The sequence below is a fragment of the Pseudoalteromonas sp. T1lg75 genome (genome assembly GCF_002964705.1).
Lineage (GTDB): Bacteria > Pseudomonadota > Gammaproteobacteria > Enterobacterales > Alteromonadaceae > Pseudoalteromonas.
In genome coordinates this window covers 496,911-512,373 of record NZ_PQCD01000033.1, presented here as the reverse complement: position 1 = coordinate 512,373, position 15,463 = coordinate 496,911, and the positions used below count along the sequence as shown (strand labels likewise).

The 15,463-nt window shown below is 50.2% G+C and carries 15 protein-coding genes; 8 read left to right on the top strand and 7 right to left on the bottom strand.

The genetic code is table 11. From position 1 onward, the window contains the following. Positions 1–46: 46 nt before the first annotated feature. The gene (locus C2M36_RS08875; protein WP_199883030.1) at positions 47–718 is read left to right on the top strand and encodes a glycine-rich domain-containing protein; all 672 of its coding nucleotides are present in this window, start codon (positions 47–49) and stop codon (positions 716–718) included. 26 nt (positions 719–744) lie between these two features. Here C2M36_RS08875 and C2M36_RS08870 read toward each other — a convergent pair whose 3' ends face one another. The 6 genes from C2M36_RS08870 to ybaK form a co-directional block, all read right to left on the bottom strand. Further along, positions 745–1,146: a cytochrome b562 gene (locus C2M36_RS08870; protein ID WP_233998372.1), complete on the bottom strand. Its 402-nt coding sequence runs from the start codon at positions 1,144–1,146 to the stop codon at positions 745–747. An 81-nt stretch (positions 1,147–1,227) separates the two neighbouring features. Continuing rightward, a complete protein-coding gene (locus C2M36_RS08865; protein ID WP_105189052.1) occupies positions 1,228–1,863 on the bottom strand; it encodes a flavin reductase family protein in 636 nt (211 codons plus the stop codon). Between the two features lie 21 nt (positions 1,864–1,884). Continuing rightward, positions 1,885–2,598 (bottom strand): SDR family NAD(P)-dependent oxidoreductase, encoded by a 714-nt coding sequence (locus tag C2M36_RS08860; protein ID WP_105254595.1) that lies wholly within the window; start codon positions 2,596–2,598, stop codon positions 1,885–1,887. Further along, positions 2,576–2,968: a thiol-disulfide oxidoreductase DCC family protein gene (locus tag C2M36_RS08855; RefSeq protein ID WP_105254594.1), complete on the bottom strand. Its 393-nt coding sequence runs from the start codon at positions 2,966–2,968 to the stop codon at positions 2,576–2,578. The genes C2M36_RS08860 and C2M36_RS08855 overlap by 23 nt, the downstream gene beginning before the upstream one ends. A 111-nt stretch (positions 2,969–3,079) precedes the next feature. Then, positions 3,080–5,341, bottom strand: coding sequence for an acyl-CoA dehydrogenase (locus C2M36_RS08850; protein WP_105254593.1), 2,262 nt, complete (start codon positions 5,339–5,341; stop codon positions 3,080–3,082). Positions 5,342–5,653: 312 nt separating this feature from the next. After that, the gene (gene ybaK / locus C2M36_RS08845; RefSeq protein ID WP_105254592.1) at positions 5,654–6,115 is read right to left on the bottom strand and encodes a Cys-tRNA(Pro) deacylase; all 462 of its coding nucleotides are present in this window, start codon (positions 6,113–6,115) and stop codon (positions 5,654–5,656) included. A 214-nt stretch (positions 6,116–6,329) separates the two neighbouring features. Between ybaK and C2M36_RS08840 the strand changes: the two genes are divergently transcribed. The 7 genes from C2M36_RS08840 to C2M36_RS08810 all read left to right on the top strand — a co-directional run bounded on the left by C2M36_RS08840 (position 6,330) and on the right by C2M36_RS08810 (position 12,797). Further along, entirely contained in the window at positions 6,330–7,142 is an 813-nt protein-coding gene (locus tag C2M36_RS08840) for a hypothetical protein (RefSeq protein WP_105254591.1), read from the top strand. Beyond that, positions 7,143–8,183, top strand: a complete 1,041-nt coding sequence (locus C2M36_RS08835) for an extracellular solute-binding protein (protein WP_105254590.1) — start codon at positions 7,143–7,145, stop codon at positions 8,181–8,183. Continuing rightward, a complete protein-coding gene (locus C2M36_RS08830) occupies positions 8,183–9,673 on the top strand; it encodes an ABC transporter permease (protein WP_105254589.1) in 1,491 nt (496 codons plus the stop codon). The genes C2M36_RS08835 and C2M36_RS08830 overlap by 1 nt, the downstream gene beginning before the upstream one ends. Positions 9,674–9,686: 13 nt before the next feature. Next, the gene (locus tag C2M36_RS08825; RefSeq protein WP_105254588.1) at positions 9,687–10,703 is read left to right on the top strand and encodes an ABC transporter ATP-binding protein; all 1,017 of its coding nucleotides are present in this window, start codon (positions 9,687–9,689) and stop codon (positions 10,701–10,703) included. Between the two features lie 188 nt (positions 10,704–10,891). Then, on the top strand, positions 10,892–11,866 hold the full coding sequence (locus tag C2M36_RS08820) for a hypothetical protein (protein ID WP_105254587.1): 975 nt from the start codon (positions 10,892–10,894) through the stop codon (positions 11,864–11,866). Positions 11,867–11,879: 13 nt separating this feature from the next. Beyond that, positions 11,880–12,245 (top strand): hypothetical protein, encoded by a 366-nt coding sequence (locus C2M36_RS08815; protein ID WP_105254586.1) that lies wholly within the window; start codon positions 11,880–11,882, stop codon positions 12,243–12,245. A 117-nt stretch (positions 12,246–12,362) separates the two neighbouring features. Further along, positions 12,363–12,797 (top strand): hypothetical protein, encoded by a 435-nt coding sequence (locus tag C2M36_RS08810; protein ID WP_105254585.1) that lies wholly within the window; start codon positions 12,363–12,365, stop codon positions 12,795–12,797. A gap of 38 nt (positions 12,798–12,835) precedes the next feature. On the opposite strand, the gene C2M36_RS08805 is transcribed toward C2M36_RS08810, so the two are convergent. After that, positions 12,836–15,082, bottom strand: a complete 2,247-nt coding sequence (locus tag C2M36_RS08805; RefSeq protein WP_105254584.1) for a tetratricopeptide repeat protein — start codon at positions 15,080–15,082, stop codon at positions 12,836–12,838. Positions 15,083–15,463: the final 381 nt, after the last annotated feature.

Below are 15,463 nucleotides of genomic sequence, written 5' to 3'. Positions count from 1 at the left end.
AGTTAGCTGAATAATAAAAAGAATTACCTATGGGCAGGGACAGCAAATGATAATGACATCCATCACGGCACTGATCGTTTTAGGTCTGAGCGTCTATTTATACCATCGCCGCAAAAAGCAAGCACAGCGTGTCTATATAGAGCAATACCAGTTTGCACCCGCGATTACGGCCAAGGTGAAAAACACCTACCCTCACCTAACTGATCAGGATCTAGACTTAGTGCTTCAGGGTTTACGAGATTACTTTTATATCTGTAATCAGGCCCACAATAAAATGGTAGCCATGCCCTCGCAAGTGGTCGACGTGGCCTGGCATGAATTTATCCTCTTTACCCGCAACTACCAGCAGTTTTGTAAAAAGGCACTCGGGCGCTTTTTGCACCATACCCCAAGCGAGGCCATGAGAACCAAGGTGGTGGCCCAGGATGGTATCAGGCGCGCTTGGCGTCTGGCCTGCGCAAAAAGCAACCTGCCCGCAGCGGCACCCACGCAGTTGCCCCTACTGTTCGCTATTGATAGCCAGCTTAAAATTAAAGATGGCTTTGTCTACGCCTTAGATTGCAAGAATAAAAAGTCGCCCCTGTATGGTGATGGCTATTGTGCCGCCCATATAGGTTGTTCATCGGGATGTGCAGGTGACAGTGGTTCGACGTCGAGCTCGAGCGATAGTCTCGGGGGTGACTCAAGCTGCGGTGGAGGCTGTGGCGGCGGCGACTAACACCGCAACCAATGGGAAACTAGATATTATTGACCAAACAATAATTGCCACAAACCCGGAGGCTCATGCAGTTCGTGGTACTCTTTACGCAGTGAGTCAATGCTTTTGAGGGCCACACTGGCTTCGGCCAACTCATTGTTTTTCGCCAGGGTGCGCGCCAGTGAAATTTGCTCCAGTACCTTGTCTAAGCCCTGCAGCGACTGTTCCGGCTCTTTGTTAAAGCGAGCCTGCTTAGCCTGCTCTACCAAGGTCTGAAGCTCATCCAAGGCCATAAGCATTTGTCCTTGGTCTTCGGCTTTAACCGCCTGCTTGTAACTGTGACCCATTTTTTTCATCACAGCTTCAAGATCTATGCTCTGCTGAGCAGATGCCTGCACGGACACCATACCGATAAAAGCGCTAAGAAATAGGGTGAATACTAAACGCATGGGAGAAACCTCTTAATTCAAACTGCCGACATTGTACCTGAGCACACTGCCGACACAAGAGCACTGTCAATCCCCTTTACACTAGTCATCAATAGGGCTTGGCCATACATGAGGTTGTGCATAACTGAGGCGCCCAAGACGGCTGCCAACATGGTACCCGTCTAACCCAGTTACGGCCACGGTATCTATGCTGTTAAGATCGATATGACCATCACCACACAGGGCTTCATCACTCACCTCCCCCTGCTCAATAGCACCTATCAGTAACAAGGTACCGTTTTGTTCGATGACCTGCTCGGCAACCAATTTCACCGAGTATTTCAACAGACTTTGGCTGACAAAAGGAGCGGGACATTCACCGATAAATTGTGGCTCCAAACCCACCGCATCAAACTCACTTTCATCAACCCCGTACTTGGCCGATGTTTGATGGGCCGCCTGCCAAAAGTGACTATTCACCTGGTTAAGGGTATACCAACCCGTAGACCTTATATTACTCAGGGTATGTCGCTCCACCACATCCGGGCGCATGATCATGGCGACCAAGGGGGGATGCGCTCCTAGGTGCACCACCGAGCTGACAATGGCTAGGTTATGATTACCCTGGCCATCTGTGGTGCCCACCAGATTTGCACTTTTGTACCCCGACAGGCTATTTACGAAGTGCGCTCTATAGCGTGAGGGCATGGCGTCGAGATCGTCTTTACTAAATTGCATACATTAGATTCTCTATAAACTTTAAAACTCAATAGCTTGCCGATTCCAATCATAAAAGCCACAGGACGGGAGAAAGGCGTAATCTGTACTCAGTTCCCGCAAACGCCGGGCGACAAAGTGAGGGGTAAACAACTTGCCCGCAGGCACATTTTTTTGAAACGGCTTAGACAGGTCACTGTCCGTGGTGCCGGGATGAAACAACAAAAATTTGCTGTGCTTGTGTGTACGCCTCATTTCAATAGCGGTGGTTTTGGTAAGCATATTTAAGGCCGCCTTTGAAGCGCGGTAGCTGTACCAGCCACCCAAGCGGTTATCTGTGATGCTGCCTACGCGCGCACTCAAAATGGTGACCACGCTTTGCGCGTTAGGCGTCAAGAGTTTGGTTAGGTTCGACAGCCACCACATAGGCACCACTGTGTTGCATTGCATCACCTCGAAAAAAGCCGACTGCGAAAATGCACTTAGGGATTTTTCCGGCTGCACCTCCTCGCTATGCAACACGCCGTTGCAAATGTAAATGTACTCAAAGGCCAATCCCTGTTGCTGGGCATCAAGACACCAGTTAGCAATCGCCTGCTCACTGTAAGCCAAACAGCTATGGCGCTCGCGCTCAAGCCTGGATCTGCTCACGCTGTGTACCTGGGTGCCCTGTGACTCCAACTCATCGATTAGGGCTCGGGCAATCGCACTCGAAGCGCCAATGATCAAGGCCTTAGTCATGGCGTTCACCCACATGGCATTGCTCTTTACATGATCGAGCCGATAGCCAACCCGCTATTCTGTGGCGATTATTAGCAAAAATGCGATAACAGCAGTCTGCGACAATACGGATCAGCGGCCGGCGCAACACCCTTAACCATGGGTACTTGCCAACTGCCCGCCACACGGCGACATTGGCATCCAAACCAAGTAACACCCGTCCATTTTCATCAATGGCGTGCAAGGTCGCGTTGGCGGCGTGATAGTCGATCATGGGGTAGCGAGACAAGTCTTCGTCACTATTGATATCGACCAAGGCTAGGGCTCCACACTGATCATACCCTTTAAGTTTTCTTATCTCGGCGGTGCACAAAGGACAATTGCCGTCATAAAACAAAGTAAGCATACATTCCCTCCGTCTGGCATTACGAGCAGAGGTCGCCTTAAGATCACCCAATAAAAAAGCCCTTACGCAAAGGTAAGGGCTTGGTGGTAATGCAAATGTGACAAGGAATAATTAGCTGGCGCTGCGCAGGCTCACGTCCTGGCCGTCGGCACGGGTGCCGTCCGGGCGCAGCAGGTTCATATCGAAATCGAATTCATCGACGCGAATAGCCAGCTCACGCTTGCGGTTATAATCAACCAAAGACGCATACTCGTTGGCATCGATCACACTGGCCGCCAGGGCATTATCCAGCGTCTCGGCAAAGCGCACGCCAGAGCGAATCTGCTTCGACTTAATGGCCTTGCGTACCTTGGCCAGGCTCTCAAGGTTTGCCAGCTTGGCTTTATAGGCCTGCTCATTGATATCGTGACCATCGCCCGGCGTCGGCTTCACCAGATGTGTCAGCTGGGCTTTAATGGCCGTATCCAGTTGCGCCTGATGGGCCAGTTCGCGAACCAGATCGTCGCCAATGGTTGGCATTTTGTAGCCGTACTGCCAGGTTAAGAAGCGCATAAACTTACGGGTGCCCGATGCCGGGAAGTTATCCAAGAAGGCATGCAGTGCCTGCTCTGCCTGGTGCAATGCCCAGCGCGTCGCATAGTGGAAGTATGGCGCCGCTTGCGCGCGATCTGCGCTGCTGACCTTTTGCTCGTAATATTTAATCGAGGCCATGGCCGCATACATATAGCTCATTACATCGCCCAGGCGCGCCGACAGCATTTCCGCCTGCTTTAACTTTCCACCCAGAACCAACAAGGAGAAATCCGCATACACGGCTAGCCGTGACGACAACTTGTGAACCGCCTTTTCATACTGGCGTACTTCAGGCAAAGACGATGCGCTCGGCGCGGTAAACGGCAGTAAACCATGTTTGAAAGCACGCAGCGCATTGGCGGTGCTGTAACCCACAGTTTTACGCAAAATACGATTAAAGGTGGCATCCGCATCTTTTTCTTGCGAGTGGATGGACTCCACCATGCTCTGCAAGTAAGGGTGACAGCGCATCACGCCTTGCCCAAAGATCATCAGGTTACGCGTCAGGATATTCGCCCCTTCTACCGTAATGGCGATGGGCTGGGCAACAAAGCCGCTGGCCAGGGTGTTTTGCGGGCCGCGCTGAATGGCTTTACCGGCTTGAATATCCATGGCCGAGTTCAGCACGTCACGGCCGATTTCGGTCATATGGTACTTGGCGATGGCGGTTACTACAGAAGGTTTTAGACCCATGCCCAGACCTTCTGTGGTGAGTACGCGCATGGCTTCTTGTAAGTAGGTTTTACCGGCGATATCGGCCAGCTTTTCCTGAATACCTTCGAACTGACCGATGGCCAGACCAAACTGTTCACGCACCGCGGCGTATTCAGCAGAGCCTTTAAATGCCACCTGAGATACCGACACGCCTAACGCAGGCAATGAAATACCACGGCCGGCACCTAAACAGCTCACCAACATCTGCCAACCGCGGCCGATGTTCTTTTGTCCACCGATGATAAAGTCCATAGGAATGAAGACTTTTTCACCGCGCGTCGTCCCATTGTAAAAACGCACGCCCATGGGGTCGTGGCGATTACCCAGCTCCACACCCGGGTGGGTATTAGGAATAAGCGCACAGGTGATGCCCAGGTCTTCTTTATCACCCAGCAGGTGATCCGGGTCCTGCACCTTAAAGGCCAGACCCAATACGGTGGCAATAGGCGCCAGGGTGATATAACGCTTGTCCCAGGTAACCTCCAGGCCAAGTACTTTCTCGCCCTGGTATTCGCCTTCTTTGACCACGCCGATATCCGGAATACCGCCGGCGTCCGAACCCGCTTCCGGGCTGGTCAAGGCGAAACAAGGAATATCGCGGCCATTAGCTAAACGTGGTAGGTAATGATTCTGTTGCTCTTCGGTACCATAGTGCAGCAAAAGCTCACCCGGGCCCAAGGAGTTTGGCACCATCACGGTCACGGCAACCGCCGATGACTTGGTTGAAATGGTGGCCACTATGGTCGAGTTAGCATAGGGGCTAAACTCAAGACCGCCGAACTTCTTCGGAATAATCAGCGAGAAGAAGCGCTCTTTTTTCAGAAACTCTAGAATATGCGCTGGCAGATGCGTGCCCGATTGAATTTCGGACTCATCGATCATTTCCAACAGCTCGGCCACAGGGCCATCAAGGAAAGCTTGCTCTTCTTGGCTCAAGGTTGCCGCGGGCACATCGCGCAGCGCCGCGAAATCAGGCTTGCCACGGTAGATAGAACCTTCTAACCACACATCACCGGCGTCCAGCGCCTCCTGCTCTGTAATCGAAATACTAGGAAGGATTTTTTTTAATTTTGTACGTAAGCTCATAACCAACTCATCTGACCAGTTAATATACCCCTTATTACGGCATAAAAATCTGAATAGATCAATTGGTCCAACCAGTTTTTTTTAACACAAAATTTATAACTTATTTGCGTAATGGCGCTAAGACGGTTGAATTCCCTGCTATTGAGCGTACAGGTGTACGCAAAAATAAATTTTTACTCGCAAACAAATAATCGAGCAACGGCGAGTTTGCTCTTCATAAAAGTGGTACAAGTGCGTATAGAAAAGAGTGCTTGGGAGAATTACGAGAGTAGCGCCTAAAAAGGTACAGGAGGTGAGAAATTGCTGGCAGGGCTAAAATTCACCGCAGCGAGCCTGAAGAAGAGTAATTAAATCTTGCGGCGCCAGGGCCAGTTCAACGCCGCGCTTGCCGGCACTGACATAGATGGTATCCTGCGCCAAAGCGCTTTGATGCACATACACGGGGAGTCTTTTTTTCTGTGCAAACGGACTCACGCCACCGAGCACATAGCCGGTTACCCGCTCCACATCGGCCCCCGCGGCCATGGCCGCTTTTTTACTGCCCGCCAGTTTGGCCAGGGATTTGGTATTCACCTGTTGATGCACAGGGGTAATGGCGACCACGAACCCCTGCTCTGCGGTTTCCAGCACCAGGGTTTTGAATACGCAGGCGGCGTCCAGTGCCAATTTATCTATGACTTCCTGACCATAATTCTCGACACCGCTATCATGCTCAAAACTGATAAGTTCAAATGCCACCTTGTGCTTGGTTAGAAAGGTTACTGCTGGCGTCATGACCATTCCCTTGTTGTGAGTATTTGACATTAGTCAGCATACTGTTAGCCCTAGGCGTTTGTCCATGCTCCAGCCGGGTAATTAAGCGATGCACTTCGCCTTAAGCTCATCGGCACGAAAGTAACCTAATGCGACACTTTAATGTATTGATTTAAGCAAGTTGTACGGATATGATAATAACTATCATTTACAATTAGCTTTGGATCCCCACGCTATGAATTCATTGTTTAAATCAGTCCAAACCTTGGGCGTCAGCCTGTTATTCGCCTCTGCATTTAGCTTTCAGCCGGCCTTTGCCAACGGTCCTATCGGCGAACACGTGAATCACTTACAAGAAAACCTAAAAGATTACTCCGAAGAAGTACAATGGATGATTGGCAAGGTTGATACCATGGTCAGTGATTACGAGGCCAAGGGCAACAAGGCGGTAAACAGCGATGATCTGGTCGAATACTGGGAATCGGTTAAATTTCACAGCGCCATTGAAACTAACTATGTGCCCGTTTATGCCTCTATCTGGCAAGGGCTTTACGGCATCAAGATGGCCATAGACAATAAAGCGCCAGCGGCCGAAGCACGCAAACAGCAAGAAGCGCTCAATGCGGCCTTATGGCAAGGCTTGGGGGCAGTTAAACTGGCGGCGCAATTCCAGCAAAAAGGCCTGCTCCAGAGCGTTAAGGCCACGGCCACAGAAACCATGACGCAAAGCGCCACCATGGACGAGATCAAGCACAAGCTCGACCGCGTCGTTGCTAAGTATGCTGAACGCCTTGGCGATGAAGCTACGCAGATCGTTCATGACACCTACTTGCACCTGTTTGAAGGCGTTGAAGGCACCTTAATTGAGCAAGATGCCAACCTGGTTGAAGAGCTAGAAAAAGACTTCAATGTAACTCTGCCAAAGGCGATCGCCGATAACAAGAGCGTCGATGACGTGCGTGCTGTGGTCGTTGCCATGCAGGGCAAACTAGATCGCGCTAAAAAGCTCATTGAAAAGGCCGAAAAAGCCCGCAAGGACGTGTTTTAAGTGAAACGTAGAACCTTTATTCAAGGATTGGCTGCCTTTGGAGTGGCCAGTACCTTGCCGCTGTCTCTATCACGGGCATTTGCAGCAACCGCTGCCAACCCGGTGTCGGTGGACTCCCTGCCCGCCCTCGAAGGTAAGTTGACCTTGTATCTTGGTCGTGGCGAAGGCGGTCTGTATGAAAATGTCCTGCAAGCGATTCAAGATAAGAACCCGAATTTAGAACTGGGTATTCGCCGCGGCCCTACGGCTGCCCTGGCCAACACCATAGTCGCAGAAGCGAAAATGGGCGTGCGCCGCGCCGATTTATTTTGGGCGGTGGACTCCGGCGCCATTGGCTTGGTGACCGACGCTGGTCTGGCGCAGCCACTGCCTGCTGACTTATCGGCACAACTGCAACCTCAGTTTCGCTACGAGGGCTGGGCGCCGGTCACAGGTAGGGTACGCACTTTGCCTTACAACACCGAGCGTTTGACCAAGGAACAGATCCCGCAAAGCATCATGGCCATTGCCGACAGCGACCTGAGTATAGGCTGGGCTCCGGCCTATGCCTCGTTCCAGTCTTTTGTCACCGCCATGCGTTTGCTCGAAGGCGATGATAAAACGGCCAACTGGCTGAAAAAAGTCAAAAAGAAAGCCAAGTCCTATGCCGGTGAGCTGGGGGTGGTGATGGCCGTCGAGCGCGGTGAAGTAGACATCGGCTTTGCCAATCATTACTACAGCTTGCGCCTTAAAGCGGGCAAGCCCGATGCCAAATTAGATCTGGCCTTTACCCAAAATGATGCAGGCTGTTTGGTTAATGCCTCAGGCATTCTCGCGCTGAATAAAGACCCGCTGGCGACCAACTTTATGCGTTATCTATTAAGCGCCGAAGTACAGGGTTACCTAGCCCGAGAGGCCTATGAAATCCCGCTTATCGAAGGCATTCAACAGCCGGAGGGATTGCCGTCATTAGCCAGTATTTCGCCGCCTAAGATAGACTTAACGCAACTGGCGGACCTGCGCCCGACCTTGGATTTAATGCGTAATGCCGGTGTGCTCTGATGCGTCTACCCGCTTCCTATCCCATGGCGCTGCTTGCAGCGCTTGTGGCCTTAACACCCTTGTATGTGCTGCTCACCTTAGCCAGTGATGCCAGCACGCTATTCGATAGCCATAACCTCACCATACTCGGCAACACCCTGTCGCTGATGGCGCTAACGGTAACGGGCTCGATTATTATTGGCGTGCCCCTGGCCTTTATTAGTGCCTATGTGCATTTACCGCTGAAGAGGCTGTGGTTAGTGGTGTTTGCCGCCCCCCTGGCCATCCCCAGTTATATCGGTGCCTTTACCTTGTATGCGGCCTTTGGGCCGGGAGGTGAAATGAATACCCTGTTTGGCATTGAAACGCCGCCCATGTATGGCCTCAGCGGCGCCGCGATTGTGATGACCCTGTATACCTTCCCCTTTGTCATGCTGACCACACGCTCATCGCTGCTGAGCCTGGACGCAAGCATGGTCAATGCGGCGAGAACTTTGGGCATGACCATGACCATGAGCGTGTTTAAGGTCATATTGCCCCGGGTGGTCAACGGCATAGCCGCCGGCGCCTTGTTGGTGGCCCTGTATACCTTGTCTGATTTCGGTACCCCAGCGATGATGCGCCTCGATACCTTCACCCGGGTGATCTATGTTGAGTACAATGCCTTTGGTTTAAGCCGCGCCGCCATGCTGTCGCTCCAGTTAATGTGTATTGTCGGCTTTTTGCTGTTTTTAGAATCGCAAATTAAAACCGCCACCGAGCGCCATGGCCGCCCACTGATGCTCTTTCCTAAGCCGTGGCAACTCGGTGCCATGTTCGTTATCTTCGTGCCAGTGCTATTACTAGCGATTGGCCTGCCCCTGGGGGTTTTCTCGCTGTGGCTGGTCCGCGAAGGCCTGGCCGAGTTCGATTTCACCATCGCCTGGCATTCGGCCTATGCCTCGGGCATCGCTGCCCTGATGGCGGTGATTGTCGCTATTCCCGTGGCTCATGCGGCACTCAGTGGTAAAGCAGGCCGAGTTATGGAGCGTATCACCTATTTCGGCTTTGGCATTCCCGGCATCGTCATGGGCACCGCGCTGGTGTACGCTGGCCTGCAACTACCCATGCTCTATCAAACTCTGGCCCTGCTGGTTATCGCCTATGTGCTGCGGTTTTTACCCTTAGCGGTCGGCTCGGTACGCACCAGCACCGAGCATATGGATGCCAGCTTAGTAAAATCGGCACGCGTTCTTGGGGCCAGCCCAAGAGAAGCCTTTACCCGCATTACCTTGCCACTGACCGCCCGCGGCATAGTCGCTGGCGCAGCCCTGGTGTTTTTAGAATCAATGCGTGAGTTAGAAGCGACCTTGTTGCTTGGACCGACTGGATTCGAGACGCTCTCCACCTACCTGTGGCGCGTTTACGAAGCGGGCTACTTTGGCCGCGCCGCCATCCCCGGGCTCTTGCTTGTGGTGATCTCCGCCTGTGGTTTAGCTATTATGCTTTCCGGCGAAAAGCGCAGTAATTAAGGATCAAAAATACATGTTATCTGTTAGTAAGTTGGCTATCGATTATGGCAGTAATCGGGTCGTAAGCGACTTAGATCTCTCCCTGGATAAAAGTGAGATCCTGATGCTGGTTGGTCCTACCGGCTGCGGAAAAAGCACCATTTTACAGGCCTTCGCCGGGCTTATTCCGATCAGCGCCGGAGAAATCAATCTTGGCACCTGGCGGGCAACACCAAAATTGCACGTACCACCTGAGAAACGTCGCGTCGGCATGGTGTTTCAGGACTTTGCCCTGTTCCCCCACCTAACCGTACAGCAAAATATCTGCTTTCGCTTAAAGGACACCTCCTTGGCCGAGCACTGGATTGAGCTGCTTGGCCTAGGCGCCTTTCGTGATAAAAAGCCCGCCACCTTGTCTGGCGGACAAAAGCAACGGGTAGCTCTGGCCCGGACCCTGGCCCACCAGCCCGACTTTGTGCTGCTCGATGAACCGCTATCAAACCTGGATGCGGCGCTTAAGGACACCTTACGTTGGGATATTCGCAACGCCCTAAAAGCAGCAGGTGTCCCGGCGATTTGGGTGACCCACGATCAGGAAGAGGCCCTGTCGGTAGGCGATCGAGTCGGGGTGCTTAAGGAAGGCCGCATTCAGCAAATCGATACCCCAGAGCTCTGTTTTAGCTTGCCCAGCAATCGCTTTGTGGCGCGCTTTTTAGGCGAAGCCAGCTTTATTGCCGGTGATTATCAACATGGCCAAGCCAGCACCGCCATCGGAATAGCGCCGGCGCAAGGCATAGATTGTGAGGCGGGCGCCGTGGATGTGCTGCTGCGCCCCGATGACGTACTCTTGGCACAAAATAGCGTGAACAGTAACGGTACCGTGACCTGGGTACGCTTTGAAGGCGGCAGCCGCCTGTGTGCGGTTGAGCTGACCTGCAATACCCTAGTCACCAGCCGAGTCAGCCACGAGGTGATGGTACGTCCCGGCGATAAGGTGCATATCTCGCTCAGTACCTCTCACCCGCTGGCGGTGTATCGGCAACATCAATAAAAAACCTTACTAGGAGCCCGTGGTGCTGGGCTCCCGCTCCCCACTCTAACCTCACCAATTCTTTCCCGGGGAAATTGAGGTAACTCATTGCCTTTACTAAATAAAGCCTAGTTTTTAGAATTCAAAAAGTGCTAAGGTAAGCATTATCTTTTCTCGCTCTCCAGCCTTAGCCACCCAAGGAAGACGGCATGATAGTCCCCAAGTATTGGTCAGAATCGCAAGCAAAAACCCGCGCCAACGACCGACAATACACCATCAAACGCTTTGGTTGGTCGGATATTAGTGAAGAAGATGCAAAGCAACATGCGCAGCAACGTCTTGGGGAAGCACTCAAGACCCTGAGCGAGCAAGGCGATGTGCGACGCATTGATCATAAAATTTCCTATAACGGTGCCGAAGGGATCCCTATCCGCGAAGAAGTCGTCGCCAACCATCAAGACGTGGTTATTTCTAGAAATTCCTATGGCGCCCTGTGTTTAAATACCCCGGATGTGATGTTTGCCGACATAGATCTCGATAGTGCACCCTCGACCAGACTCGTTACCTGGGCGTTTATCGGCCTGGCACTGATTGGCGCCGCGACCGCCTTGGTCGCCGGCTCCTGGTGGGTGTTATTTGCCGCGGTGCTGGTGTCGCTGCTATTGGCTTCCACCTTGGCAGGGTTTATCAACAACCGGCTTATTAACCGCAGAGGGGGCTTGGAACAAGAGGCCATCACGCGCTTTAAACAGGTCTCTGCCGATAACCCCGCTCTGCATATGCGTATTTACCAGACCTCGATGGGCTTTCGTATACTTTTTATGGAGCAAACCTACGAGCCCACCAGTGAGAGCGCGGCAGCGCTGTTAAAAAGTCTTGGCTCGGACAGGGTCTATATGCAAATGTGTCGCAATCAGCGCTGTTTTAGGGCCAGGGTCAGCCCCAAACCCTGGCGAGTGGGCATAGAAAGGCTTCGTCCGCGCCCTGGGGTCTGGCCTATTAAGGCGGAGCGCCTTAAAGAGCGCCAGGACTGGATACGCACCTATGAACGCAAGGCCAAGGGCTATGCCTCGTGCAAATTTATGATGAAACTCGGCTCCGATATTACCGACCCAAAGACAATTCATGTGATGAGGCTGCACGACGACTTGTGTAAGGCTAATCGCGAATATAGCCTTGCCTAACGGCCCAAAGAAGATGAAAAAATCCAATAAAATAATCATCTTGGCGCTATTTTCTTACATCCTTGCGGCCTTTATAGACAGCTATTTTCTGTATGCCCAAGGCAAGGAAAGCATTACCTTTTTACCTCATACCCTATTTATTTCCTTTTGCTGTTTTGCCTGGTGTAGGTACCACGGCGCAGAGAACTCAATAACCCATCTTGGTTATTTTCCCTTGTTTTGCGCCCTAATCGGTTTTATCGGCATTCCCGCCTACGGCTACAGTAAATTCGGTTTTAAACGAGGCAGTAAGATATTCGCCGGATTTTTAGCCTGCCTATTTGCCACTCTCCTGTTGCTCGGTGCTGTCGATTTTGGGGTTAGAGCCGCTTACACATAAGTGGCTTATACCTTGTTTATCTTAAATATTTTTAACTTGTAATATTTACCGCTAGAATGGCGCCGAACCCAAGGCCTATGCCTTGGGGCCAAGAGATTTAACCGAGAAGGGAATGTTATGTTTTCATGGATTTTGAAGAAAAAACCCAAAATGGCAAAAGAGCTAAACCACACTATTTTAGGCACGCTAAAATACGACAGCGAGAGTAATAAATGGGTGGGCAACGTTAATAACAAGGCCATCACCCTGGAGCATGAACAGGGCGCCTTAGAACCAAACCCGCAGCTAATTTCTTACGCTGTACAAATAGTCAGGGACTCGGCCTGGGTAGAAACTAATTTAGAAAAACAAAAATCCACATTTGCCCAGCAGCAGGGCTCGCTCTCACCGACGCAAATAAAGGATCTTGCCTCCCTCTATATTCAAAGCATGCACTTTTATCTGATAAAGGACAAAGGCTATACCTATTTTATGTTGGGCCCGGATGATTGCGAAGACGTCTGGCAATTGGAGTTGCTCAACGAGAAAACCTTTGAACTTACGGTTAACTAGCTGTAATAAGTACAACCTATGCATTAAGCCTAGGTTGTTCAATCCGAGCCTTTTATCCGTTTAAGACGTTGCAATGCCAGCTCATCACCTAACTCTGCCGCTTTCTTTAAGTGATACAACGACTTGCTATTTTCTTTGTTGTGATAATAAGTACCGGATATTTCCCGGTGAGCTCTAGCATTATCTGGATACAAGGTGAGAAATTTCTGCCAATAACTAATTATGGTGGGCCACTGCCTGGTTTGGCCTAACACCATATCAAGGGTAATGTAGTACTCGATTGTATGCGGATCGGCATTAATCGCTTCAATTAATTTGACCACCGCCGAATCAAAACGCCCGTCTTCAATCATTTCCAGCGCATGCTGATAAGCGGTATAGCCTTTTGAACTGATACTGTGCGAAGTCGATGCGGGCTTTCCTGCCGCATTGAAACCATAGTACTGCCGATATTCCTTCTTAGCGATTGCATTTTTGACTGATTTATAATGACCTTGGTAGTACTTCTCATAAGGCCTTATCGCCAAGGCTGTTTTTTGATCTTGCTCGGCTTCGCGCAGCCGTTTGAGCTTGAGGTGGGTTTTGGAGCGCCAGTAATAGCTGGTGTGGCTGTTTGCATTGAGCGCTAACGCCTGATTGAAATAAACCAGAGCTTGGCCATAATTTTTCAGTCGATACTCGCTTTTTGCTAGCTCATGCAAAACGTAAGGGTTATCACCAAACCTTAAAGCGCCCTTATAAAATTCGCTCGCTTGGAAATAGTTATCGGCAAGAGCGGCAATTTTACCCGCTTCTTCAAGAATTTCGCCCTCCAACAGGGCCAGTTGAGGGTTGCTAGCGAGATTGGCGGCAGCCCCCTCTATCACTGCACGCATTGTCAAATAGCTCCCCCCCCACCTCGGCGTTAAACTGCCCATATAATGAGAACGAATTAAGTAAGAGGATGGATATTTTTCAATCACCTGAGTAAAAATCTGCTTGGCTTCCTTTTTACCGCTTCTTACCTGTAAAATATTTATAGCCAATATACTTGCCGCCAACTCATATTTTTCAATTTTCCTGAGCTTGGTAACGGTTTCATAGCTGCGCGCCATAAGTCGCTGCATCTCTAGCATATTTTCTAAGGGCGTTTCCGCAGAGTTCTTGGTTCCTCTAACAGACCAACCTTTGCCATAGAAAAAGAATGCTTCGGCAAGCTGAGCCCTAGGATTAGATGGCTCACTCAATAACCACTTGTTAATAGCGTAAATGACCTTGTCATCACTATTGGCAAACGATAAATAGGCCTGAAATAATAAGTGCTCATTTTGAATATCCAGTGCGGCCAGTGAATGATACTTATCCAGCTCGTTATTTAACTCTTCAAACTTATTATTTTTTAAAAGTTCGGTAAGCCCAGGAGAAATTAATGGGATTGGCGTTACCACGACGGTGCCACTTTTGGCTATTGAATTTTCCAGCAGCGCTTTATTAGCTGCGGTTATTAACCTATGCGTTTTTACCGACAACGGATTGTCAACATCAGCACCTAGCAAATAAGGTGTCGCCAAAAAAGCGATGATGGTAGCGGCAACATAGCGAAAATAAGCCCTCTGAATTACTTTCTCTTTCCATTTGCAGGACTGCACTAAATGCGCCACAAAGACGACAAAGGCAAGTGCCATAAAGGCCATTGTCATAGAATAATAAAATGGTTGTTCTTCAAGGTAGATAGGCTCTAGCATATTACCACTGACCGTGATAATACTTTGAGTCATGACGCCGTGAACAAGTAAGGCGGCTAGAACAAAGCTAAGCGAAGCCAACACCAGGACCCTTAGTAAACTTATCAGCGTTGAGGAGTTTTGTTGCTTTTTTAAGCGAGTGGCCGTGGTGTGGTAGATTTCTCCACTTGCTTCAAGCCCGCCTATCCTGTCAATGATACTCGGCAATTCATCTAGACTTGAAGCACTATCAGCAAAAACAAATGATGTACTTTTTTCTTCCACGAGGCGTTCAGCCCCCTCAGGCAAGTCAAGCATATCTAGCCGCTGCTTAATTTCATCGGTGTAATCAAAGAGAGTGACGACAAAGGCTCTCTGCGAAAACTTTTTATGCTTGGCTTGCAGCAATTCATATACCATGACAGCGAATTCATCGGCCACATAACTGGCTAACCAGGGTATTTGACAGGCCTCATCGGATTGAATATTTGCTGCAGTTAACCCTCTGCTTTGGAAAAAAGCGGGGGCTGCACGATGTAGTTGTAACCGCGTATTCGTAGAAACCTTGCTTTTTGCGCTCATTCCCCGACATAAAACAAGCCTTTTGATTCGTTTTCCATAATTTTTCCGACCAATTACGGACAACAAGGAGTAAATAAAAAGTGCAAGTAGAACAAACGTGACCAAGCCGCCATTAAGCATTTCAAAATCCCTTTATAACCGAGTGCAGGTTGTACTTTTAAAACTCTAAGCTCAATATAGCTCATCTAATAATAAGTGCTTAGTTAAAACGTCGGCCCTGCTTATTGTGATGCTCTTGAGCGCCCTATCTAAGAACTCTTAAGCCTTTAAATTATTCAGATTGCCCCTGCTTCTGCTAAGAAAACACTCACTTAAACTAATTAAAATGCGCACATATTCAGATGCTTAGTAATGAAGTTATAGGTCTGAAGAGCGCCGTAT

Bases quoted from the DNA above. Each gene is read 5' to 3' on its own strand.
- C2M36_RS08875 (WP_199883030.1), top strand. From the start codon at position 47: ATGATAATGACATCCATCACGGCACTGATCGTTTTAGGTCTGAGCGTC.
- C2M36_RS08870 (WP_233998372.1), bottom strand. From the start codon at position 1,146: ATGCGTTTAGTATTCACCCTATTTCTTAGCGCTTTTATCGGTATGGTG.
- C2M36_RS08865 (WP_105189052.1), bottom strand. From the start codon at position 1,863: ATGCAATTTAGTAAAGACGATCTCGACGCCATGCCCTCACGCTATAGA.
- C2M36_RS08860 (WP_105254595.1), bottom strand. From the start codon at position 2,598: ATGTGGGTGAACGCCATGACTAAGGCCTTGATCATTGGCGCTTCGAGT.
- C2M36_RS08855 (WP_105254594.1), bottom strand. From the start codon at position 2,968: ATGCTTACTTTGTTTTATGACGGCAATTGTCCTTTGTGCACCGCCGAG.
- C2M36_RS08850 (WP_105254593.1), bottom strand. From the start codon at position 5,341: ATGAGCTTACGTACAAAATTAAAAAAAATCCTTCCTAGTATTTCGATT.
- ybaK (WP_105254592.1), bottom strand. From the start codon at position 6,115: ATGACGCCAGCAGTAACCTTTCTAACCAAGCACAAGGTGGCATTTGAA.
- C2M36_RS08840 (WP_105254591.1), top strand. From the start codon at position 6,330: ATGAATTCATTGTTTAAATCAGTCCAAACCTTGGGCGTCAGCCTGTTA.
- C2M36_RS08830 (WP_105254589.1), top strand. From the start codon at position 8,183: ATGCGTCTACCCGCTTCCTATCCCATGGCGCTGCTTGCAGCGCTTGTG.
- C2M36_RS08825 (WP_105254588.1), top strand. From the start codon at position 9,687: ATGTTATCTGTTAGTAAGTTGGCTATCGATTATGGCAGTAATCGGGTC.
- C2M36_RS08820 (WP_105254587.1), top strand. From the start codon at position 10,892: ATGATAGTCCCCAAGTATTGGTCAGAATCGCAAGCAAAAACCCGCGCC.
- C2M36_RS08815 (WP_105254586.1), top strand. From the start codon at position 11,880: ATGAAAAAATCCAATAAAATAATCATCTTGGCGCTATTTTCTTACATC.
- C2M36_RS08810 (WP_105254585.1), top strand. From the start codon at position 12,363: ATGTTTTCATGGATTTTGAAGAAAAAACCCAAAATGGCAAAAGAGCTA.
- C2M36_RS08805 (WP_105254584.1), bottom strand. From the start codon at position 15,082: ATGAGCGCAAAAAGCAAGGTTTCTACGAATACGCGGTTACAACTACAT.